Below are 21,465 nucleotides of genomic sequence, written 5' to 3' on the forward strand. Positions count from 1 at the left end.
TTAGAAAGCAAAACAAGAACAGCCTAAAGCGCCCCAGAATGCATTATAATTATTGACAGGAACATTACTCATTCGAGCAGCATCGTGATTGTGTAAATGAACATCGCAACTTCCGCTACAGCTATGAATCTGCGAAGTAAGTTTTGGTTTGACGCCTGCTTTTGCATTTTTTTCAATCGCACTCTGTAGACTGCTTCTCACCGGATAACCGTTGTAAATATTCGTTGGCGACCAATCTGGTAGAATCGGAATATGTGGCGGAGAAAATGAAGAAAAATCTCCATTTGCATAAACAATTTTTCCGTCGACAATCGTTAAGTCCGATTCGATTTTTTTAATGTCTTCGTCAGCAATCGTAAAATAATCACGATCTAAAACCACTAAATCAGCGAACATTCCCACTTTGATATCTCCTTTTTTAGTTTGTTCTTGCGAAAACCAAGCGCTTCCTCTGGTGTATAATTCCAAAGCAGTTTGTCTGTTCAATCTGGTTTCGGTATACAATTGCAAACCACCAACCGTTTTTCCAACCGTCATCCAATACATTGAAACCCAAGGATTATAACTGCTTACTCTTGTCGCATCTGAACCAGCTCCAACAGGAACTTCCATTTCAAGCATTTTCTTAATTGGCGGTGTATTTTCAGCAGCTTTTGCTCCGTAGCGATCTGTAAAATATTCACCTTGATATGCCATTCTGCTTTGAACTGCAATTCCGCCGCCTAAAGCTTTTACACGTTCGATATTTCTTTCATCAATCGTTTCTGCGTGATCAAAAATCCACGGAAGTCCATTGAAAGGTACGTCTTGATTAATTTTTTCGAAAACATTCAAAAATCTTGTAATGCTTTCGTTGTAAGTTGCATGAAGCCTAAATGGCCAACGATTTTCTACCAAAAGACGAACTACTTTTTCCAGTTCAGCTTCCATGTTTTCAGGAAGATCTGGTCTTGGCTGTAAGAAATCTTCAAAATCTGCAGCAGAAAAAACAAGCATTTCTCCAGCTCCGTTATGACGATACATATCGTTTCCCTGATATAATTTCACAGTATCAATCCAATCTGAGAAATCTTCAAATTCGTGTTTTGGTTTTTGTGTAAAAAGATTGTAGGCGATTCTTACGGTCAATTGTTTTTTTTCATTCAATTCATTGACAACTTTATAATCGTCTGGAAAATTCTGAAATCCACCACCAGCGTCAATCACACTTGTAATTCCGAAACGATTTAATTCTTTCATAAAATGACGAGTAGAATTAAGCTGATGCTCGTAAGAAAGTGTTGGTCCTTTAGCCAAAGTCGAATACAAAATCATGGCATTTGGAGTCGCAATAATAAGTCCGGTTGGCTCGCCATTTGAATCGCGTTCGATTTGTCCGCCTGGAGGGGCAGGTGTATTTTTGTTATAACCAACAGCTCGAAGCGCCGCTCTGTTCATAATAGCTCGATCATACAAATGCAGAATAAAAACAGGTGTATCGGGAGCAATAGCATTGATTTCTTCTAAAGTCGGCATTCTGCGTTCTGCAAATTGAAACTCAGACCAGCCACCAACGACGCGAACCCATTGCGGATTTGGAGTGCGATCTACTTGTTCTTTTAGCATTCTAAGTGCATCGGCCAAAGAAGGAACACCATCCCAGCGCAATTCCAAATTATAATTTAAACCACCGCGAATAAGGTGAATATGAGAATCGTTGATTCCAGGAACAACTCTTTTATTCTGAAGGTCAATTATTTTGGTTTCCTCAGAAGCAAAACTCATAATATCGCTGTCATTTCCAACTGCAATAAATTTTCCATCTTTTATAGCAACCGCAGTAACATTAGGAGTTTCAGCATTGAAACTATGAATTTTTCCGTTGAATAAAATTAAATCTGCTTTCATAATTCTATTATTTAGAGTTCAATTTTGTTATGGCTTCCTTAATTCCTTCTCCTGCAACGTTGTAAAATGAAGGGCCGGCAAGAAGAATAACTTTATTTAGAGGTTTATAGTTTGCTAATTTTTTTTCCTTTAAATAAGTTTGAGTTCTGTAGGCTTCAAACGAACCTAAAACAACGTTTTCAGCAACCAAAGCCGTTGGAGAATCAATTCCCGCATCTTTAATATCACTTGCAAAAGAATAATTTGCAACTCCCAAACGTAAAGCTTCGCGCATAGCAGTACTTCCAACACTAATCATTAAATCGGGAGTGAATTTATTTCTGTCTCCTAATCCGATAAGTAGTAATTGTTTAGATGCTAAAGTTCCTTTTGTAGGCGTAATCAAAAGTGTTTCAAGAGCATGACCAGTAAATTTTCCGCTTTTTCGTAATTCGGTAATAATGCCTTTTAAAGCCTCGTCTAAATGAACCATTCCGTTGAGGTTTGCAGGAAGGGCAGGAGGATTGAAAATATCTCCTTCAGTATATTCAAAAACGCAGGCAACTTGTAAATCAGCTTCTGCTGCAGATGGTCCTTGAACCAATCCGTTTACTGCAATTCCGTCTACTTTCCCCCATGTAACACTAGAACCAATTGAAGCTGTTTGTGCAAAAGCATTATTACTAAGTGCACCTGCAAATGTTATAATTAAAAGAAGTAGATACGAAAATCTAAATCTGTATGTTGAATTGTTTGTTTTCATTGTTAAGTTTTTGTGGTGAGAAATATTTAAACACATAGAGAGATAGGCTTTTATCTGCTTTAGTAAAGACAGATGAAAAAATTAACAATTGATAATTGATAATTAACAATTTTAAAAAGCTATGTTTCTATGTGTTTAAATTAATTTGTTATTTAAAATTTGAATCCTAATCGGGCATTAAAGAAAAGCCCATCTTTAGAGTTCGGAATAATGTCATTGATAAAAGCTCCCGTTTTAAAGTACTGAATACCGCTGACGACCGAAATATATTTATTTACGCTATACGTAAAGTTGGCTAAATACGCTGTTCCGATGTATTTTTCGTCAGAATCGCTTCCGCGGAGATTTAGCATTCCGCTTGGTCTGTAAACTCCGTCTTGTGTTGAGTATCTCCAATTTAAAACCACATCGACTTGCATCTTTAAATTCGAAAGTAAGTCCATCGTTGCATAAGGATGAATATCAATGAGGTTTACTGGGCCAACTTGCGGACTGAAACCAAAATAACCTCCTTTTGGATATAGCGGATTAAAGGTTTGAAGGTCTCCATTACCTTGATTTTTATCTCCAGAGATATAATCATTTCGAAGATTTATCGTCGGTTTGAATTTTATATTTTCGAAAGAATATCCAATATCAATAGATCCTGTCCAAGCGTTGATTTTTCCAGATCCGAAAGTCCCAAATTGATACGCGGCTTCCAAATTATAAATAAAACCTCCGCCGTATTTCCATAATCTTGTACCAACGGTATGGCGTTTTTCTGGTGAAATTCCTTCTTCAAAAAGCGACAAATCTCTTCTTATTCCGAGATAATAAACATCGAGATTTCCCGCTTTTGGAAAAATTATTTTAGAATAAGCTCCCCAGAGATTTAGCTGTTTAGACATTTTATTATCAAAAACACCAGTATAAATTGTGTCTGCCATCATTGCAAAGGCATCAACAGATATTCTTGCAGAAGAATACATTACTTTTCCTCCTGTAAAATACAATCTTGCATTTGGACCTTCTCGAACAGAAATCAGCCTTCCAGAACCGTAATCTAATTCTTGTCTTCCCGCACGAATAGTGATTTTTTTATCTTTTTGCTGCCAGATATTCACATCCAAAAATAAATTTTGAACATTTAGCTGATCTTCGTCAATGCCTCGCGCTCCATTTACTCGGCCATCTTCTAAGGCGCTTCTTAATTGAGCAAATACTCTGAAAGTTTTTCCTAAATGAATATCGGCATGAAGATCGTATCGTTGCAACAAGAAATTATTATGTCCAATATTTAATCTGCCCCAATCTTCATTGTTGAAATCAACGTATTCATATCTTGCTTCGCCTCCAAAAGACAGGTAAAAATTTTTCTCTTTGTTTAAAGGAACAAATTTTAAATTCTCATAAAAGTTTCGTGAAGAGTCTTTTAAGAATTCGTAATTTTCGTCATAACGTAAAAGTTTGAAGTTTTGCGCCATTGCTATATTTCCTAAAAAGAGAAAAAGAACAAGTAACTTGACGTTTTTTGATATGGATTTTGATGATTCCAACATAATGAAGTTTCAGAGATTTATAATAAAATGAATTAGTCTAATTAGTGTTTTATCATGTTGTGAGCATAATGAATACCTAAGCCATAAGAACCGCCGTATTTTTTCATTAGGTTTGTTACAGGAACATAAGTTTCTTCTCGAGCCCAATCTCTTTGAAGCTCTAATAAATATTGAATAGAAGTAATTGGCTGCACTCCAACTTGAATCATTCTCTGAACTGCTCTTTCGTGAGCTTCTTCGCTAACATCACCGCAAGCATCTGTAATAACATAAACTTCGTATCCTTCTTCGATTGCAGATAAAGCAGGTCCAACAATGCAAACGCCTGTCCACAATCCTGCAAGAACGATTTTTTTCTTGTTTTTGGCTATAATAGCTTTATAGGCATTTTCATCTTCCCAAGTATTCATTGTTGTTCTGTCAATATATCCAGAAGTTGCAATTGGGTAAAATTCTTCCAATTCAGGAAAAACAGGACCAGAAAAACTTTCCTCTGCAACCGTTGTTACAACTGTATCGACGTTGAAAATTTTAGATGCTCCAGAAATGATTGCCACATTTGTACGCAATTCGCTTAACGGAATATTGCTCGTAGCAAAAGCCATTTGTCCTTCAAAATCGATTAATACTAAAGCGTGATTATCTGGTGATAATAAGTTAACTGATGGTTTCATAATATTTATTTTTAAGATTTATAATTAGTTAAGCCAATGAGGTGCCAAACTTTTAATTTGTTGTTGAATAAGGTTTTAGCTTTTTAAGCTTTAAAAAAGACTTACGATATATCGTAATTTTATTAAGCCGTTATGCCGTTTTTATGTTAATGTGTAGAAAGTTTTTTAATCATTTCTGTAGAAACACTATCGGCGTAGATTCCAAAGGCGCTAGTTAAAACACCTTTTAGATTATAGATTTCAGATTTAATGCCGTACACAATATCTTCATCTCCAGGGTCGGTATCGCCTTCAAATCTGAATATATATTCAATTTTGAATTCTTCTGGCGACATACTTTGCGTGTTATTGTTGTAACGAATGCAATGAGTATCGAGATTAAAATTTTCTGTAAAACCTTGTGTGCTCAGCCATTGCAAAGCTTCTGTAACGGTGTCAAAAGAGGGTTGTTGAAATAAACTCATAATTTGAAGAGATTAAACTGCCCGAAAACAATCCTTAACAGGCAGTTATGATTAATTTATTTGATGAAATCTAGAATATCGTTATTGATAGTTTCAGCATTTATAGTTGGCATTCCGTGAGAGAATCCTGGGTAAGAGATTAATTTGCTGTTTTTCAATAATTTTGCAGCTCTAGGTGCTTGAGCGTAAGGGACAATTTGGTCGTCTTCACCATGTAAAACCAAAACAGGAATGTCTAAGCTTTTCAAATCTTCTGTAAAATCAGATTCAGAGAACGCTTTAATACCTTCATAATGAGATAAAACAGAACCCATCATTCCCTGTCTCCACCAGTTTTGTTTGATGCCTTCTTGTACAGTTTGTCCTTCACGATTCCATCCATAAAAAGGAATTGGAAAATCATAAAAATATTGTGCTCTATTGAATCCGGTTCCTTTTCTAATTTCGTCAAAAACTGACAATGGTACACCTTCAGGATTGGCTTCATTCTGAACCATAATTGGAGTTACAGCGCTTATGATTACTGCTTTTGCAACACGTCCTTTTCCGTACTTTGCTGCGTAACGAATTACTTCACCACCTCCAGTTGAATGTCCAACGTGAATTGCATCTTTTAAATCTAATGCTTCAGTCAATTCAGCGATATCAGATGCGTAAGTTTCCATGTTATTTCCTTCAGAAGCTTGGCCAGAACGACCATGTCCGCGTCTGTCGTGTGCAATAACTCTATAACCTTTTTGAAGAAAAAACATCATTTGAGAATCCCAATCGTCACTTGACAATGGCCATCCGTGATGAAAAACAATTGGCTGTCCTTTTCCCCAATCTTTGTAATAAATTTCTGTTCCGTCTTTTACTGTAAATGTGCTCATGATTTTTGATTTTTAGATTAATATTGTTTTTGTTTTTTAATTAAAATTGTTATTTAAGTTTAAAATTTAAACTTTTAAATTGTTTTATGTTTTCTTTTGTTATTGGTATGATGCAAATGTATTAGAGAATGAAACCTGCATCGATTAATCTAGATTAAGAAGTAAAAAATGTTCTTCTTTTTTGTTTAAATGAATGCGTTTAAAAGGAAATGTTTCGTGTGTTTTCATGTTTGGCATTTTAAATTGTATTTGAATGCCAAACTATAGCCAATTAATGTGCCTTTATAGTTAATGCCTTTGTTTTAAAGGAATTCGGGAATTTTAGGTGTTTTTTGATTTACGATATTTCGTTATTTTATGAAATGCTCGTTGTATTTTATATGAAAAACATCAATTGCTGGTAAACGAAACTCATTTTTGGTTGAGGTAATTTTGACTAATCTATTCTCCTTTTCGGCTACAATGTGAAGCGTAAATAAGAACAATTTTGCAGTGTACAATTAAACACAGTAAATATGAAAAAGACAATTTTTATTACAGGAGCTTCGTCAGGTTTAGGAAAAGCAGCAGCCAAATTATTTCAAACAAACGGTTGGAATGTTATTGCAACCATGCGAAAACCAGAAAATGAAACGGAATTGACGAAATTAGAAAATGTAAAAGTGATCAAACTTGACGTTACAAATTCTTCTCAAATCTCAGAAACAATCAATCAAGTTTTGTCAATGCAAGATGTTGATGTGGTTTTAAACAATGCAGGTTATGGCTTAATCGGTCCGTTAGAATCTTTTAGCGAAGAACAGATTAACAATCAGCTTCAGACCAATCTTTTTGGGGTTATAAATGTTACAAAAGCTTTTGTGCCTTTTTTTAGAGAAAGAAAAAAGGGGGTATTTATCAATATTACATCAACATTTGGTTTGTTGGGTTATCCGACTTGTTCGCTTTATAATGCTTCAAAATTTGCTGTAGATGGATTTTCAGAAGGTTTAGCTTATGAATTAGCGCAATTCGGAATCCAAGTAAAAATAGTTGCTCCTGGCGGAATGCAAACCGATTTTGCTGGAAGATCATTGCAAGGCGGTTTACACGAAGCTTATAAACAATTGATTGCGAAAGTAAGCGAAGGTTATAGCGAAGAACAAATTGCCAATTATACCAAAGCCGAAACGGTAGCGCAAATTATTTATGATGCTGCAACAGACGAGAAAAATCAATTGCGATATGTAGCAGGAAAAGATGCTAACGAATTGTACAACGAGCGCTTGTCGATTACCCCAGAAAATCAATTTCAGAAAATGCGTTCTCAATTTTTAATGTAACAAAATGTCTTTTAGATTTAATTAAATTTGTTACCAATGAAAAAACAAGCTGTAATATTCAACTCTTTATCTCAATTGCACAAAGCAATGGGACTTCCGGCACCGCTTCATCCGCTTATTAGTATTATAAACTATGGCGAAGCAAAGTTTGATGCAGGTGATTTGGAAGGAGGAATTATACTCGATTTTTATAAAATTTCTTTTAAAACTACATTTTCTGGAAAGCTGAAATACGGTCAGGGATTTTACGATTTCGAAGAAGGCGGAATGTCTTTCGTAGCGCCAGGACAATTATTGCGCATGCAGGAAGAAGAGGCTAATTACGACGGAATGTCGTTACACATTCATCCCGATTTATTGCGTTCTTATCCTTTAGATTCACAAATTAAGCAATATGGTTTTTTCAGTTATTCTGCAGCAGAAGCACTTTATCTTTCTGAAAAAGAGAAAACAACAATCTTAAGTATTTATCAATTTATTCAAGATGAGCTTAATGAGCGAATTGATAAATTCAGCCAAGATGTTATTATTTCTCAAATAGAATTACTGCTTAATTATGCCAATCGTTTTTACGATCGCCAGTTTATAACTCGAAAAGCGGTGAATAATGATTTGCTTTCTAAGCTTGAAAATCAACTAGAAACTTATTTCAGAGAAGATAAATCTGCGACAGAAGGTTTGCCTTCGGTAAATGTTTTGGCAGAAAGTCTAAATGTAACAGCTCGTTACCTCAGCGATTTGCTTCGAAATTTGATTGGCTTAAATACGCAGCAGTTTATTCACGAAAAAGTAATCGAAAAGGCAAAAGAATATTTAGCGAAAGATGAAATGACAACGGCCCAAATTGCGTATCATTTAGGTTTTGAACATCCGCAGTCTTTTAATAAACTTTTTAAAAGCAAAACCAACTTGTCTCCTTCAGATTATAAAAAAAGCCTATTGAATTAGGTTTATTATTTAAAGAAACTTACAATGAACATACATAATTTTATTAACGATTGGCTTATTGCCAGCAATAACTTTGATACCGAAAAATATCTTGAGTTTTACGAATCCGAAGCCATTTTAGATGATCCTTCAGTTGGAAGAAAATTTGTCGGTCATAAAGGAATCCGAGATTATTTTGAAAGCTATTTTATTGGCTATAATACGAATACAAAATTGGTGAATTTGAATATAAAAGATGCAGAAAGCGTTCATCTGGAAGTCGAATTTACTGGAGATTTTTCAGAAGGAAAATTAGGAGGAATCTTCGATTTGAAATTTAAAGATGAAAAAATAACCTTCGCGAAAGCAGATTTAATTCATTAAAAAAAAATTATAAAAATCGGAATTAGATACTTCGTAACTACTGATAAATATGGAATTTATATCAAAAAGCTGAATTATTGTTCAGCTTTTTTTTTTCCGTTAAAACGGACTCTGTTTAAAATAAAAGTTAAAATATTTTTTATTTTAGACCGTTCGGTCTATATTTGCAATGTCAAAATGAGAAGACCATGAGTAAAGCAGAAAGAACACGACAATTTATTATCGAAGCAGCAGCTCCAATTATCAATAAAAAGGGCATGGCTGGAACTTCGATGAGTGATATTATGGAAGCTACCAAATTGGCAAAAGGAGGAATTTACGGAAATTTCGAAAGCAAAGAAGAAATCTGTATGGAAGCCTTTTTATTTCTAAGATCTCAATTGGCGAGCAAATTAGATTTGGCTGTTGCTCAAGGAAAATCGGCTCAAGAAAAGCTGTTTAATTTACTTGATGTTTACAAAAATGATCAATGTATGATGGAAGGCTGTCCAATCTTAAATTTTGGTACCGAGGCAGATGATACCAATCCGTTAATGAAAGAACATGTTAAGAAAGCGGCATTTTCTGCTCAAAAAAGATATTTAACAATTCTGGAAGAGGGAATTAAAAATAAAGAACTTTCTGCCTATTTGAATGCAGCAGAATTTAGCGTAAAAATATTTGCTTTGGTTGAAGGAGCAATTTTATGCGGCAAAATAGTAGGAACACAACAAATGGATCTGGTGTTAGAAAGCATTAAAAACGATTTTAAAAGATATGTGATATAACATATTTTTTTTGCTCAATTTTAGACCGTTCGGTCTTTTTTAAAAATAAAGTTCAATAATTTAAATATAGAAAAACAATGTCAAAAGTAATTTTAATAACAGGAGCCACAAAAGGATTTGGAAGAATCTGGGCGGAAGCATTTTTAAAACGTGGCGATAGAGTCGTAGCAACAGGAAGAAATACAGTGGCGCTAGAAGATCTTAAAAAAGAATATGGCGATTTGGTTTTACCAATTCAATTAGATGTAAACGATCGTAAAGCGGCATTTGAGGCAGTAAACCAAGCAAAAGAGCATTTTGGTAGAATTGATGTTTTAATAAACAATGCAGGTTACGGTTTATTTGGAGCTGTTGAAGAAACTTCTGAAGAAGAGGCTAGAAACCAAATGGAAACCAATTTCTTTGGTGTTCTTTGGCTATCGCAAGCAGTATTGCCAATTATGCGCGAACAAAAAAGCGGTCACATTATTCAAGTTTCAAGTTTCTTAGGTTTGGTTACGTTACCGGTTTTAGGACTTTATAATGCATCAAAATTTGCAGTAGAAGGGTTAAGCGAAACATTGGCATCAGAAGTAAAAGATTTTGGAATCAATGTTACATTGATTGAACCAAATGGCTACACTACAGATTGGTCTGGAGAATCGGCTTTTCAAACCAAAAGTTTGCAGGTTTATGATGCTGTAAAAGCAGGTTTTAATGAAGCAGTTTCTACACCAGGTATTTTCGGAAATCCGCAAGCTACTGCAAATGTCGTTCTGAATTTGGTAGACAATGAGAATCCGCCGTTGCGATTATTATTTGGATCATTTGCTTATCCAGCTGTCAAAAAAGTTTACGAAGAACGTCTTGAAAGTTTCGCAGAATGGAAATCTGTTTCTGACGAAGCGCATGGAGCATAATTCATATTAAAATGAGAATTTTACAAGAAAACCACAAGGGCTTTAGTACCATACTAGCCCTTGCATTGATTCCTTTGTCTGGTTTTGCAACAGATATTTATTTGCCGTCGCTTCCTGCAATGGCAAATGATTTGAATGTTTCGCCAGCTGCTGTTCAGCTTTCTTTAGTTTTATTTATGTTTAGTGTTGGAATCAGCCAATTTTTTATTGGAAGTATTTTGGATAGTTTTGGACGTTATAAAATTAGTCTTGCTTCTCTTGCCATTTTTTCTGTTACAAGTTTTGTAATTGCTTTGGTGCCGAATATTTATGTGATTTATGCCATGCGAATTATTCAAGGAATTACAATTGCTTTAATTGTAGTTGGAAAACGGGCTTATTTTGTTGACTTGTTTTCGGGAGAAAAACTCAAAGGATATATCAGTTTATTTTCTATTATCTGGGCTTGTGCGCCAATTATGGCTCCATTTTTAGGCGGATATCTGCAAAATAGTTTTGGCTGGAGATCGAACTTTTATTTCCTTGGCGGACTTTCGTTAGCATTCCTAATTTTAGAATTGATTTATAGCGGAGAATCTTTAAAACATTATCAGCCATTTAAATTAAAAACAATTGCACAGACTTATACCGGAATGCTAAAAACAGCCGATTTTACTTTAGGTTTAGTGATTATCGGAATTTGTTTTGGAATCGTAATTGTCTACAGTTTATCAAGTCCGTTTATTATAGAACGTGTTTTAGGACATTCGGCAATCACGACAGGATATAGTTCTCTGTTATCAGGATTTTCTTTGATGACTGGAGGAATAATTGCAAAATCAATGATTAAAAGATCATTGGTGCAAAAAGTAGGAACTGCATTTGGAATACAGATTATTTTAGTTTTATTGATGATTTCAACAGCTTCTTTAACCAGCAATCTTTATACTTTAGTAGGTTTTATAATTGGAATTCATATTGCTGGCGGATTTATTTTTAACATTATTTACGGTTACTGTCTTACTCGTTTTACCAAAAATGCAGGAGTTGCTAGCGGATTAACAGGTGGCGTAATGTATATGATTAGTTCTGTTTTTAGCTACGTATTTGCTAATTTATTTGAAGTAAAATCTCAATTTTTATTAGGTGTTGCAGATTTATCTTTACTCGTAATTGTTTCTGTTTTATTTTTGATTTTCATCAGATACAGATTAAAAGATATTGTGGTAAAACCAATTCTAGAATAAAAAAAATGCTGTCATTGACAGCATTTTTTATTAGTCGACTTTATAACCATCATCGCTAAATGTTTCTGGGTCGCGATCATTTTCATCATAACGTTCAATTAGATCGTCATCCATATCGTTTGGATCCAAATCTTCGATATCGTCATCTAGATCATCAGGTGTGTTTTGTTCAAAATCAAAATCATCATCAATATTTTTGTCTGTTGCCTTCAAAAAATCATTTCCACTTAATTGATTTTCTTCAAAAAGAAATCTTTCATCAAAAGGATCTTGATATTGTTCCGAATAATCTTGATTTTCATCTTCGTAATAAGTGTATCTATCAGTTATCATAACGAGCTTCTTTAAATTAATAAATGTGAAAATTTATTTCTTTAAAATTAAAAATTAGCTTTCGGGTTATTTTATACGATTCTCATTTCCAGTTGCTAAATTTTCATTAAAGTAGAAATCGAGTTTTCTAGACATTTACTTTTCAGAAGCATTTTGATATTTTATCTTTGCATTTTTATTTTAATAACAAATGACAATACAAGATTTAGTTGGAAATTATGCTATTTCGGGAAGCAATCAGGATGAAAGTAACGAGATCACTTACAAAGGTGTTTTGACTTTAACTTTAGACCAAAATAATAGAATTAAAGCCGAATGGATTATTAATAATTCGCAAATACAAAAAGGAAATGGCTTTTTTAAAGATAATATTCTTGTGATTAATTTCAGATATAAAGGAGATGACCATAAAATCTACAAGGGAGTTGCCGTTTACAGATGCATGAATAAAGACATCCTAGACGGATTTTGGTCTGAAAAACATGGAAATCCACTTTATTTAGGAAGCGAATATTGTTTGCGAATGGAAACTACCGAAAAGCTAAATTAAAATCTTCACTAAAATAAAAACTGCGCAAATTCATAGCATTTGTGCAGTTTTTTTATATAAAATATTTAAAACTTATTTCTTAAACTGGATTTGAAATAGCTCTCTGTTTTTTGTTGTAAATAATGATAAAACCAATCCATATGGCAAGTAAAACAAGAATTAAAATAAGTTCTGTTTCATGAAGTCCATCTCTAAAGAAATTGTTTAGTGAATGAACTCCTGCAACGGCCAATAAAGATCCAGTAGAAGAATAAACTTTTCCGATTCCCCAAGTTCCAAAGAAAATGATTCCGAAGAAAATCATGTTGCTTGGAGTCGTTTCGAAATTTAAATGCCAAGCAAACCAAAGAATAGCAATTATTAATATAGAGGTGAATTTAGGAAGAGATTTTAATTGTTCTTGTAAAAAGCCACGCCATCCAATTTCTTCTAAAAGTCCGTAAACTAAAACCGTAAACATTAATAAAATTGGGAATTTACCAATAGTAGCATAATAAACACCAGCAATTAAAACGGCAGGAAGAATCCAATACACACAAAAAGGAATAATTGCGTTTTTGTAAATTCCTTTCAATGACATTGGATTGTTTAGAGAGAATATTTTTATCGCTGCCAAAGCGCCCAAAGCTGGACCAACGCCACGAAGTAGAATAACCAAATACGGATTTTCTATTCCAGATAATAAATTAGTTTTTGTAGCCGCATATCGGCAGATTACAGCAATTACATAATAAACTATAATGGCTCCAAAGTTGATTTTATTTTTCATCGGTTATTTTGTTTGATTTAGTATAGCAAACTTAACGAGCCAAAATGAAAACAAAATTGACTTTGGGTAAGAAATCATTTTTCGGTCACTCTTTTTCGAATTCGGCTTAAACTTTCGGCTGTAAGTCCGAGGTAAGAAGCGATAATTTTTAATGGAGTTCTCTGGAAAATTTCTGGTCTGGATTCTATAAGTCTTACGTAACGTTCTTGAGGAGAAAGCGTTAAAAGATTAATTTGTTCTTGCTGTTTGCGCACATAAAGCATTTCAGAGATCGCTTTTCCGATTCGTAAACCCGTTTCAGATCTTTGATATAATTCCGTTAAATCCTGATGAAAAATCGACCATAAAGTAATGTCTTCCAAAGCTTCGGTCTTAATAACAGACGGCTGCTGATTTAAAAAAGACATATAATCGCTTATAAAACTGTTTTCGTATAATAAATTAATGCAGATATCTCTTTTTCCGTCCCAAACAAATAATCCCGCCGATCCTTTTATAACAATGTTGAGGTATTTTTCTACGCCGTTGTAATCCTTTATAATTTCAGATTTTTCAAATTCACGTACTTTAATTTTCTCCGAAAACCCTTTCCAGATATTCATGTCGGCAGTAAAATAATTTTCGAAAACTCTTTTTACATCTTCGGGAGAAGGACTTTGTGGCATTTTTTGGGCGTATTGGTTAAAAAAGCCAAATTAGGTTTTTTCTGTCAAATGAAAAAGAACTGTTTTAACTCGTTGCACTTTTTTTAAACACATAGAAACATAGATTTTTTCTTTTTAAAAAACTTAAAAAAGAGTTTAGAAAGAAACTAGTTTCTAACACATAGCTATGTTTGTTTTAAATAAGTGAAACGCCTTTTTAGACAAAGTAGAACTATGTTTCTATGTGTTTAATATGACCTCAACGAAAACTTACTTCAAACAAGGCAATTGCAAAACATTAGCATTCAGAGGTTGTTCAACTTTTCTTTCTAATTTTTCACTATTTACTGTAATATAAATTTCCATAGAACCCGTTCCGACTTTTAGTCCCAGAATATGTCCGCCGTAAGCATCAAATTTATTATCTGTTGCTACACCGTGCATATGTATAGAAGGTTTATCTCCGCTCCAAGCAATAGAACCTGTAATGCTTCCCATTTCGACTTTGTTGAAAGTTTTCGGGTGAAATTTCTTTTCTCCAAAATCATAAAAACCAAAAGTAGCATCTTGCGCAAATCCAATTCCTGTAAAATTAGCAGAAGGAATATTTTGTTCTTTGGCTAGATTTTCAATTAAAGCCAAAACATTATCGCCTTCGCGAAGAACCATCAGATAACCATAATTGGTTTTGGTATAACGGCATTTATCGTTCTGTTGTGCATTTGCAAAATTAAAAGTCAGCAACAGCAAGAACGCAATAAAAAATTTATGGATTTGAATTTTCATGATTTTTAAATTAAAATAGTAATTAGCTTATTGAATGTACAGTGAAAGATATTAAACACATAGAAACATAGTTTTTTTATTATCAATAAAGAGAACAAAAAGAAACTAGTTTCTAACACATAGCTATGTTTGTTTAAAATAGTGAAACGCCTTTTTAGACAAAGTAAAACTATGTTTCTATGTGTTTAATTTATTTGCATTTAGTAAAACATTAAACTACAGAATTAGGCTGTAATTCATTATTATATTTTTCAGGATCAGAAGCCGCATATTCATTTTCTGGTTCTGGAATAACATGAATTTTAGAATCGCTAATCGAAATTACGGCAGAACAAACATAAATTCCAATTTTTCCTTCGTTGTATTTAAAATCTAACAAAGTCAGTTTTACAATATCGTTAATCGAAAGTTCGTAATAATTTCCGTAGCGGATAATCTTAAAAGAAATCTGTTTTTCTTCTCCAATTTCAAACTGATTGGTTTGAATATTTTCGAAGATAAAATTATTCTTAACATCTTTTTCATTAAATCCCCAAGCTCTAAATTGAACGAAACCATTCATGAAATCAATAGAAATATAATATCCTGTGCCTTCTTTATCGCATTCGATTACAAAACCTGTTTTTCCCATTCCTTCAACAGAAAGCGTTCCTTCCCAAACGAAATCGCTCGATGGCTTTTCGAAACCATAAATTTCGTAACCACTTCGGCATCCAAAACGCCATTTATTTTCATTTTCTTGAACAAATTCAGCAGTGGGATTTCCGAGAATAGGTAAGGGAAGAGGCAGATCTTTTTGGAGAATTGTTTTCTGATACAGTTTTTCCCAATAATAATAACTTTTTAAAAGCAGTCTTCCGCTTTTATCTGTTTCCAGTTCTTTTGGTGGCGGAATAACGCGATGTGTATTGACATTTCCGTCGGCAAAATAAAAGTTATAAAGCAGAAAATGTTTTCCGTCTTTTACCACTCTTGCGGCATAATTTCCTTGCGGTAATAAAACATTATTATGAAAAGCCGAATATTCTCCTTTAAATTCAGAAGAAGACCAATAACGGACTTTAATATCTTCGCGAATCGAGCCCAATAAATAATGCGATCCTTTAATTTCAAAAACGCACGGACATTCTACATCGTCATACACATACGGAATATGAAGCGGTTTTTGCAATACATAACTTTCCTGTTCTCTTTTTGCAACACCAATACAGCCTCTTCGATACGTTGGTCCAGAAGCACTTCTGGCGCAGATTAATAAATAATCTTCGTTTTTATATTGATACTTAAACGGATCTCTAAAACTAATCCATTCTCTTGGGTTATTGTTTTTTCCTTCATAATGAGGCGCTTCACTTTTAAACGGAAGTCCGTATAAGTTTTCTTTTTTCCAATTGATTAAATCGGTAGAAACGGCTCTTCCTACTTTTTGTTCAATTCCTTTGTCTTGACGTTTCAGTCCTGTATAATACATTTCATAACCTTCTCCTTCCGATTTTTTGCTAATGTGCATCGTCCACAACATATCATCGTCCCATTCCCCTGGATCGCCTACAAATAGCGCATTTTTAACCCTTTTCCACGAAAGACCATCTTTTGACACGGCATGTGCAATATAATCGTGATTTGGAATGATTAAATGAAACAAATGATGAACTCCTTTTTCATCAATAAATACATCAACATCTCCAATTTCCCAATTGCTAAATCCTGAACCTGAATACATTTTATTATCTATTTTAAACTGTTAGTATATTTTAATTTTTTACACATAGAAACATAGATTTTTTTGACTTTAAAAAAGACGTTTCACTTGCATTAACAAACATAGTTTCGTGAGTCTCAAACTTTGTCAAAGTTGATCTCAAAGTTTACATAAAGCTATGTGTGAGAAACTAGTTTCTTTCAATCACCTTTTCCAAGAAAGAAAAACCTATGTTTCTATGTGTTTAAATCTTTTATTTAATGACTTTATAATGCTTTAATCCCTCTAAAATTCCCTCCGAAGCCGAATTTTTAGCCACATAAATACTTTTGGTAGTTTCATAATCTGCCAATTCTGCACTTCTATTTCCGACAATAATACCTTTTACGGGACCTCTAAACATATCTACATCATTTCCTGAATCTCCTGCAGCAATTACATTTCCTAGCGGAATAGACCATTTTCTGCATAAAAATTTAATCGCATTGCCTTTTGAAGCCCTTTTGGGAATAAAATCCAAAAACTGTCCATGACTCGGAATAATATTCACTTTGTACCAGCCATTTCCTAAAACGCGAATTAATTCCTCATGATCGTAATGTTCTTTCTCATAATAATAAGAGATTTTATAAGGATTTTGAGCTTCTTCTTCTTGCAGTTTTATCCATTTTATGGCTTTTAACCGATTAACAATTTCATCTCTTTTCCATCTTCCCGAAAGAAATTTTGCCCAGCCTTTATCTAAAATGTAATCTTTTCCGTTGGTGTAATAAATCTCAGTTCCGACAGAACAGATAATAAAATCTGGAAGCGAAAATTCTTCTTCATCAATTACTTTTTTAACGAGTTCGAGATTTCGTCCAGAAGCCATTGCAAACGCCATTTTATCGGTACGGTTGGTAAGATGCGCTTTTAATTCTTTCAAACCTGGATTTGCCAATTTAGGTTCAATGAGCGTTCCATCAATATCAGAAACCAGCAAATGATCGATTTTTCTTTTCAAACGATCAACATTGATATTCGGATAATGCTGTTTTTTAATTCCCGCAGCAGAAACCGATAAATTTTCGTTTATTAAATCAACATATTGATTGACATGACTGACCCAACTATAATGTTTTTCAATATTGATGGCGCCGTTATTCGAATAATATTTCCATTGACTTTCATCGGTTAAAATATTACGAAGCGCTTTTTTAATCTGACTTTCCTCTTGCGGATTAACCAATTCTCCATTTTGGCAAACCGGAATAATTTCTGAAGGCCCGCCATTTTTGGTTACCACAACCGGAAGTCCAGAACTAGCAGATTCGATAACCGTCAGACCGAAGTTTTCATGCAAAGCTAAATTCACAAAAACACCTCTTTTTTCTGCCGCATAACGATAAATAATCGAAACTTCATTTTCTACATCATGCTTTTTCGGAATAGCCATTTTTCCGTATAAATCGTATTTGTCCATTAAAAGAAGCAAATCGGTTAAGACATTTTTCTCAGATTCTGGCATTTTAGCAATGTCTTTACGAATTCCGGCAAAAATGACAAGATTTGCAAGACTCTGAAGTTCTTTGTCTTTTCCGTAAACTTCGATTAAAGTGTTGAGGTTTTTATGGCGATCTGGCCGAGAAAGTGCCAGAATAATAGGTTTGTGCGGATTGGTAAGAAATTTAGAAATGCTTTCTTGAACCCAATATTTTCGTTGTTGTTCTTCCCTGTTTTTATCAGAATCATTTTCTTGAAAATAATAAGGAACAAATTTTCTGGTGTCAATTCCGGGAGAAATAGCGTGATATTTTCCTAATTCGAAATTTTTATAAGCCTTGTAAGTTTCAATTTCTTGTTCGGTAGACGTGACGACAAATTCGGCGAGTTCGAGTGTTTTTTCTTCGGCGGCAATTCTAGCTTTAAATTTGAATTTTTTTTCGAGATCTTCTTCGTTTTCGCCACCTTCCAGTAATTTTTTCTTTTTATAAAATCCTAAAGAATGTCCGGTATGAGCAAAAGGAATATTTAAAACGGCTGATAATTCGGCTGCTGCGTAACCAGCGTCTGCGTAATGAGAATGAATCCAATCGGGAAAAATGTTGTGTTGTTTAATGTGCTGCATCGCGCCATTCACGAAAGTGTCTAAACCTTCCCAAAGCTGTTCTTTAGCTTTGTATCTTTTTCCTAGAAAGGGAATTCGCCTTATGTCCAATTTATCATTAATAATCTCGACAGGAACAGCATATTCGCGAGAAAGAGCAGGATCGTCTATCAATCTCGTAAAAAGATGCACATGTTCTACGTCTTCATGTTGTGATAAAAATTCGGCTAATTCGTAAATGTATTTGGTTTGGCCTCCATTGTCGGCATCTCGTCCAATTTCTAGACCAGAACCTTTCAAAAGTCCGTGTATGTTGATAAGTGAAATTCGTAATTTTTTCATCATTCTTCTGTAAATATTTTGAAAATGCAATTTACAGCGCTTGTATTGATTAGGAAGAAATAATTACATTTTAAATTTACATATTTCCCATGTTTGAGGGCAAAATCAGATGTTTTAACTATAAAATAAATAGGTTTTTCGAAATTTTCGTGCAGTTTATTTAAACAAATTAATGATTTTTTGTAAAGCCCCAGCGGAGTAAAATATTTATAGCAATTAAAATAGAGGAATAAAAAAAGAGCTCCGGAGGAGCGAAATATAAACCGTCTTATATTTCGCTCCTCCGGAGCTTTGTATTTACAATAATATGATTTCTATACATATTTAGCTTCTCCGAAGCGCGACTTTATTTGTTAGAAATATACATACCGTGTATTAAAATTTTATCTTAATCTCTAATTTTTATTGATAAGATTTTCAATATCAATTTTAGAAATTTCAGGATTTGCCCCAGCCGATCCAGCGACCAAAGCTCCTGTTGCACAAGCAAAATTTAAAGCCTTTTGCGGTTCTTTATTCTTTAAAAGTGATGTAACTAAAGCACCTAAAAAAGAATCTCCAGCTCCAACCGTATCTTCGACTTTTACCGTATAGCCATTATTGCTGTATAAATGTTTATCCCATAATAAAACAGCGCCGTCTTTTCCTCTTGTAACACAAATTGCGGTTGCATTGGTAAGCGAACAGATGAAGTTTATATTTTCTTCTAAAGTTGTATAAGGAGAATCTAAAGCGGCACTAATTTCTGCCAATTCTTCATCATTAAATTTAATGAAATTCGCAAACTGCATTAGTTCTAAAAGCAATTCGTAGTCATAATGCGGTTTTCTTAAATTGACATCAAAAACTTTGTAAGTATGCGTGTTGAGTAATTCTTCTAAAGCTTTTCTCGAAACTTCATCTCGGCAAACCAAACTGCCGTATATTAAAACATCAGAAGTAACAACTAATTCTCTGGCTTCTTCGGTTAAAACAATTTTATCCCAAGCAGAAGGATAAAGAATTTCGTAAGTCGCAGATTTGCTTTCATCTAAGGTAACATGCACTAATCCAGTCGGAAAATCGTTAGATGTAAGGATGGTATCGGTTTCTAAACCTAAATTTTTTACTTCTTTTATAATGTTTTTGCCATCTTCATCATTTCCCACACAGCTAATCATATTAGATTCTGCGCCAAGAGCTTTCATGCGTAAGGCTACATTGAGCGGAGCTCCGCCAATTCGTTTTTCGTTACCAAAAATGTCATACAATACTTCGCCAAAGGCAACAGCTTTAAGTTGTTTTTTACTCATTTAATTTTCTTTTTAATTTAAATTTGGGGCTTATAAAAATTTTCTTAATTCGATAAAAATAAAAAACATTAGCGGTTTGTGCAACCAAAAGACAAGAAAGACAAAGATTTATTAACTTAAAAATATCCGAAATTTCGCTATATATTTGTTAGGAAACATCTTTTTTAAAATGAAATATCTTTAAAAAATGATAAAATGGATTAAAATTTTTTCAAGCTGTTTCGTTCTCTTCATTTTGATTTATGAAGCCAATTTTTATATCAATTGTAAAGCGAATAGTTATCTAGCAGTTTATGGCGGACCTTTAAATCATTATAAGGAAGATTTTGTTTTACTATTGAATGATCAAAAAATAAGTGAGACGCTCAATGTCAATATTCCGACTCCGTTTTCGCAAGGTGTAAATTTTTCTTTAGGAAAAAATACAATTAAACTTATTAGTACAGATGCTAAAATCAGTTTTGAAAAAGAGATTTATTTTTATGGAATATTCTCTTTCAATATAATTGAAGTTACTTCTAAGGATATTTTTTTTAGAAGATCTTTTTCGGTTCCAGTTATATAATAGAAATAAGTTAAATTTTATTTTTGCACAGACTATTTAAGTAATCATTAATATGGGATTAATTTATAGAGTTTCAGATAAAGAAATTTTAAAGGTAAGACATGACATTTTTAAAGAAGTTGGAATTCCTTCTTTACTAAAAAACAGATTTGAACTTTCTCCGTTTAAAACAGCCTGGCATGGTGAATACGATCGAAGTACTCGCGGCTATATCTATAATTTTTGCAGATTATCTTCAGAAAAATATTTAGAGCAAATTTCAGTTTATATTTTGGGAAAATCAAAATGGATTCAAATTTATTTGAATGTTTATGAGCTTAGTCCTTCTTTAAGCTCATTATCGCTTTTAAAAGATTCTGAAGGATTAGAGTTTGAAACTGTAAGTAAGATTTCAACTAGAATGCGACTGAGAATTGGCGATTATAAAGGTCCACCTTTATTGTATATACTATTTTTACAGGAACATAAATTAGGAAAATTTTATACTCGCAAAGGCTATTTAAATGAAATCCTTAAGCTTAGAAAGTTAATTCAAAAAGATATGGAAAATATTGATGGTTTTGTAAAAAGGTGGCATGAAAAATTTATTCCAAGTAAAACAGATTGGGAAGGAAATTTTCGAAATTAAATTTTGTTAAGAACAAGCTTAAGAGATTTGTTTAATTATTTTTTAAGAAAATTTTAATCTTTC

The 21,465-nt window shown here is 33.4% G+C and carries 22 protein-coding genes; 9 read left to right on the forward strand and 13 right to left on the reverse strand.

Going from position 1 to position 21,465, the window contains the following annotated elements; genetic code table 11:
• From HNP35_RS23075 to HNP35_RS23100, 6 genes are all read right to left on the reverse strand, one after another.
• Positions 1 to 1,887 carry an amidohydrolase gene (locus HNP35_RS23075; RefSeq protein ID WP_184167979.1) on the reverse strand — a complete coding sequence of 629 codons (1,887 nt, stop codon included), beginning with the start codon at positions 1,885 to 1,887 and terminating at the stop codon, positions 1 to 3.
• Between the two features lie 7 nt (positions 1,888 to 1,894).
• Entirely contained in the window at positions 1,895 to 2,629 is a 735-nt protein-coding gene (locus tag HNP35_RS23080) for a M17 family peptidase N-terminal domain-containing protein (protein WP_184167981.1), read from the reverse strand.
• 152 nt (positions 2,630 to 2,781) lie between these two features.
• The gene (locus tag HNP35_RS23085; protein WP_246453668.1) at positions 2,782 to 4,095 is read right to left on the reverse strand and encodes an alginate export family protein; all 1,314 of its coding nucleotides are present in this window, start codon (positions 4,093 to 4,095) and stop codon (positions 2,782 to 2,784) included.
• Positions 4,096 to 4,211: 116 nt separating this feature from the next.
• Positions 4,212 to 4,844: an isochorismatase family protein gene (locus tag HNP35_RS23090; protein ID WP_184167985.1), complete on the reverse strand. Its 633-nt coding sequence runs from the start codon at positions 4,842 to 4,844 to the stop codon at positions 4,212 to 4,214.
• Positions 4,845 to 4,990: 146 nt separating this feature from the next.
• Positions 4,991 to 5,308 (reverse strand): phosphoribosylpyrophosphate synthetase, encoded by a 318-nt coding sequence (locus tag HNP35_RS23095; RefSeq protein WP_184167987.1) that lies wholly within the window; start codon positions 5,306 to 5,308, stop codon positions 4,991 to 4,993.
• Between the two features lie 56 nt (positions 5,309 to 5,364).
• A complete protein-coding gene (locus HNP35_RS23100; RefSeq protein ID WP_184167989.1) occupies positions 5,365 to 6,180 on the reverse strand; it encodes an alpha/beta fold hydrolase in 816 nt (271 codons plus the stop codon).
• Between the two features lie 515 nt (positions 6,181 to 6,695).
• Here HNP35_RS23100 and HNP35_RS23105 point away from each other — a divergent pair.
• The 6 genes from HNP35_RS23105 to HNP35_RS23130 all read left to right on the forward strand — a co-directional run bounded on the left by HNP35_RS23105 (position 6,696) and on the right by HNP35_RS23130 (position 11,705).
• Positions 6,696 to 7,502 (forward strand): SDR family oxidoreductase, encoded by an 807-nt coding sequence (locus HNP35_RS23105; protein ID WP_184167991.1) that lies wholly within the window; start codon positions 6,696 to 6,698, stop codon positions 7,500 to 7,502.
• 36 nt (positions 7,503 to 7,538) lie between these two features.
• The gene (locus HNP35_RS23110) at positions 7,539 to 8,450 is read left to right on the forward strand and encodes a helix-turn-helix domain-containing protein (RefSeq protein WP_184167992.1); all 912 of its coding nucleotides are present in this window, start codon (positions 7,539 to 7,541) and stop codon (positions 8,448 to 8,450) included.
• Positions 8,451 to 8,474: 24 nt separating this feature from the next.
• A complete protein-coding gene (locus HNP35_RS23115; RefSeq protein ID WP_184167994.1) occupies positions 8,475 to 8,813 on the forward strand; it encodes a nuclear transport factor 2 family protein in 339 nt (112 codons plus the stop codon).
• A gap of 188 nt (positions 8,814 to 9,001) precedes the next feature.
• Positions 9,002 to 9,580, forward strand: a complete 579-nt coding sequence (locus HNP35_RS23120; protein WP_184167996.1) for a TetR/AcrR family transcriptional regulator — start codon at positions 9,002 to 9,004, stop codon at positions 9,578 to 9,580.
• A gap of 77 nt (positions 9,581 to 9,657) precedes the next feature.
• Entirely contained in the window at positions 9,658 to 10,479 is an 822-nt protein-coding gene (locus HNP35_RS23125; RefSeq protein ID WP_184167998.1) for an SDR family NAD(P)-dependent oxidoreductase, read from the forward strand.
• 11 nt (positions 10,480 to 10,490) lie between these two features.
• Positions 10,491 to 11,705: an MFS transporter gene (locus HNP35_RS23130; RefSeq protein ID WP_184168000.1), complete on the forward strand. Its 1,215-nt coding sequence runs from the start codon at positions 10,491 to 10,493 to the stop codon at positions 11,703 to 11,705.
• Between the two features lie 30 nt (positions 11,706 to 11,735).
• Here HNP35_RS23130 and HNP35_RS23135 read toward each other — a convergent pair whose 3' ends face one another.
• Positions 11,736 to 12,038 carry a hypothetical protein gene (locus HNP35_RS23135; protein WP_184168002.1) on the reverse strand — a complete coding sequence of 101 codons (303 nt, stop codon included), beginning with the start codon at positions 12,036 to 12,038 and terminating at the stop codon, positions 11,736 to 11,738.
• 190 nt (positions 12,039 to 12,228) lie between these two features.
• Here HNP35_RS23135 and HNP35_RS23140 point away from each other — a divergent pair, with 190 nt between their 5' ends.
• Positions 12,229 to 12,588 carry a hypothetical protein gene (locus HNP35_RS23140; protein ID WP_184168004.1) on the forward strand — a complete coding sequence of 120 codons (360 nt, stop codon included), beginning with the start codon at positions 12,229 to 12,231 and terminating at the stop codon, positions 12,586 to 12,588.
• A 79-nt stretch (positions 12,589 to 12,667) separates the two neighbouring features.
• Here the strand turns inward: HNP35_RS23140 and HNP35_RS23145 are convergent, their stop codons facing one another.
• The 6 genes from HNP35_RS23145 to HNP35_RS23170 all read right to left on the reverse strand — a co-directional run bounded on the left by HNP35_RS23145 (position 12,668) and on the right by HNP35_RS23170 (position 20,209).
• A complete protein-coding gene (locus HNP35_RS23145; protein ID WP_184168006.1) occupies positions 12,668 to 13,357 on the reverse strand; it encodes a CPBP family intramembrane glutamic endopeptidase in 690 nt (229 codons plus the stop codon).
• A 74-nt stretch (positions 13,358 to 13,431) separates the two neighbouring features.
• Positions 13,432 to 14,022 carry a Crp/Fnr family transcriptional regulator gene (locus HNP35_RS23150; protein ID WP_184168008.1) on the reverse strand — a complete coding sequence of 197 codons (591 nt, stop codon included), beginning with the start codon at positions 14,020 to 14,022 and terminating at the stop codon, positions 13,432 to 13,434.
• Between the two features lie 249 nt (positions 14,023 to 14,271).
• Positions 14,272 to 14,787, reverse strand: a complete 516-nt coding sequence (locus tag HNP35_RS23155; RefSeq protein WP_184168010.1) for a PPC domain-containing DNA-binding protein — start codon at positions 14,785 to 14,787, stop codon at positions 14,272 to 14,274.
• A gap of 211 nt (positions 14,788 to 14,998) precedes the next feature.
• A complete protein-coding gene (locus HNP35_RS23160) occupies positions 14,999 to 16,510 on the reverse strand; it encodes a glycosyl hydrolase family 32 (RefSeq protein WP_184168012.1) in 1,512 nt (503 codons plus the stop codon).
• Between the two features lie 232 nt (positions 16,511 to 16,742).
• Positions 16,743 to 18,920 (reverse strand): HAD-IIB family hydrolase, encoded by a 2,178-nt coding sequence (locus tag HNP35_RS23165; protein ID WP_184168014.1) that lies wholly within the window; start codon positions 18,918 to 18,920, stop codon positions 16,743 to 16,745.
• A gap of 392 nt (positions 18,921 to 19,312) precedes the next feature.
• Positions 19,313 to 20,209: a carbohydrate kinase family protein gene (locus HNP35_RS23170; protein ID WP_184168016.1), complete on the reverse strand. Its 897-nt coding sequence runs from the start codon at positions 20,207 to 20,209 to the stop codon at positions 19,313 to 19,315.
• Between the two features lie 187 nt (positions 20,210 to 20,396).
• Between HNP35_RS23170 and HNP35_RS23175 the strand changes: the two genes are divergently transcribed.
• Together HNP35_RS23175 and HNP35_RS23180 are read left to right on the forward strand one after the other, a co-directional pair.
• Positions 20,397 to 20,774, forward strand: a complete 378-nt coding sequence (locus HNP35_RS23175) for a hypothetical protein (RefSeq protein ID WP_184168018.1) — start codon at positions 20,397 to 20,399, stop codon at positions 20,772 to 20,774.
• Between the two features lie 52 nt (positions 20,775 to 20,826).
• Positions 20,827 to 21,402: a hypothetical protein gene (locus tag HNP35_RS23180; RefSeq protein ID WP_184168020.1), complete on the forward strand. Its 576-nt coding sequence runs from the start codon at positions 20,827 to 20,829 to the stop codon at positions 21,400 to 21,402.
• Positions 21,403 to 21,465: the final 63 nt, after the last annotated feature.

It is taken from the genome of Flavobacterium notoginsengisoli (assembly GCF_014207905.1).
Lineage (GTDB): Bacteria > Bacteroidota > Bacteroidia > Flavobacteriales > Flavobacteriaceae > Flavobacterium > Flavobacterium notoginsengisoli_A.

Excerpts from the sequence above, each read along its gene's own strand:
- HNP35_RS23075 (WP_184167979.1), bottom strand. The coding sequence starts at position 1,887 with ATGAAAGCAGATTTAATTTTATTCAACGGAAAAATTCATAGTTTCAAT.
- HNP35_RS23080 (WP_184167981.1), bottom strand. The coding sequence starts at position 2,629 with ATGAAAACAAACAATTCAACATACAGATTTAGATTTTCGTATCTACTT.
- HNP35_RS23085 (WP_246453668.1), bottom strand. The coding sequence starts at position 4,095 with ATGGCGCAAAACTTCAAACTTTTACGTTATGACGAAAATTACGAATTC.
- HNP35_RS23090 (WP_184167985.1), bottom strand. The coding sequence starts at position 4,844 with ATGAAACCATCAGTTAACTTATTATCACCAGATAATCACGCTTTAGTA.
- HNP35_RS23095 (WP_184167987.1), bottom strand. The coding sequence starts at position 5,308 with ATGAGTTTATTTCAACAACCCTCTTTTGACACCGTTACAGAAGCTTTG.
- HNP35_RS23100 (WP_184167989.1), bottom strand. The coding sequence starts at position 6,180 with ATGAGCACATTTACAGTAAAAGACGGAACAGAAATTTATTACAAAGAT.
- HNP35_RS23105 (WP_184167991.1), top strand. The coding sequence starts at position 6,696 with ATGAAAAAGACAATTTTTATTACAGGAGCTTCGTCAGGTTTAGGAAAA.
- HNP35_RS23110 (WP_184167992.1), top strand. The coding sequence starts at position 7,539 with ATGAAAAAACAAGCTGTAATATTCAACTCTTTATCTCAATTGCACAAA.
- HNP35_RS23115 (WP_184167994.1), top strand. The coding sequence starts at position 8,475 with ATGAACATACATAATTTTATTAACGATTGGCTTATTGCCAGCAATAAC.
- HNP35_RS23120 (WP_184167996.1), top strand. The coding sequence starts at position 9,002 with ATGAGTAAAGCAGAAAGAACACGACAATTTATTATCGAAGCAGCAGCT.
- HNP35_RS23125 (WP_184167998.1), top strand. The coding sequence starts at position 9,658 with ATGTCAAAAGTAATTTTAATAACAGGAGCCACAAAAGGATTTGGAAGA.
- HNP35_RS23130 (WP_184168000.1), top strand. The coding sequence starts at position 10,491 with ATGAGAATTTTACAAGAAAACCACAAGGGCTTTAGTACCATACTAGCC.
- HNP35_RS23135 (WP_184168002.1), bottom strand. The coding sequence starts at position 12,038 with ATGATAACTGATAGATACACTTATTACGAAGATGAAAATCAAGATTAT.
- HNP35_RS23140 (WP_184168004.1), top strand. The coding sequence starts at position 12,229 with ATGACAATACAAGATTTAGTTGGAAATTATGCTATTTCGGGAAGCAAT.
- HNP35_RS23145 (WP_184168006.1), bottom strand. The coding sequence starts at position 13,357 with ATGAAAAATAAAATCAACTTTGGAGCCATTATAGTTTATTATGTAATT.
- HNP35_RS23150 (WP_184168008.1), bottom strand. The coding sequence starts at position 14,022 with ATGCCACAAAGTCCTTCTCCCGAAGATGTAAAAAGAGTTTTCGAAAAT.
- HNP35_RS23155 (WP_184168010.1), bottom strand. The coding sequence starts at position 14,787 with ATGAAAATTCAAATCCATAAATTTTTTATTGCGTTCTTGCTGTTGCTG.
- HNP35_RS23160 (WP_184168012.1), bottom strand. The coding sequence starts at position 16,510 with ATGTATTCAGGTTCAGGATTTAGCAATTGGGAAATTGGAGATGTTGAT.
- HNP35_RS23165 (WP_184168014.1), bottom strand. The coding sequence starts at position 18,920 with ATGATGAAAAAATTACGAATTTCACTTATCAACATACACGGACTTTTG.
- HNP35_RS23170 (WP_184168016.1), bottom strand. The coding sequence starts at position 20,209 with ATGAGTAAAAAACAACTTAAAGCTGTTGCCTTTGGCGAAGTATTGTAT.
- HNP35_RS23175 (WP_184168018.1), top strand. The coding sequence starts at position 20,397 with ATGATAAAATGGATTAAAATTTTTTCAAGCTGTTTCGTTCTCTTCATT.
- HNP35_RS23180 (WP_184168020.1), top strand. The coding sequence starts at position 20,827 with ATGGGATTAATTTATAGAGTTTCAGATAAAGAAATTTTAAAGGTAAGA.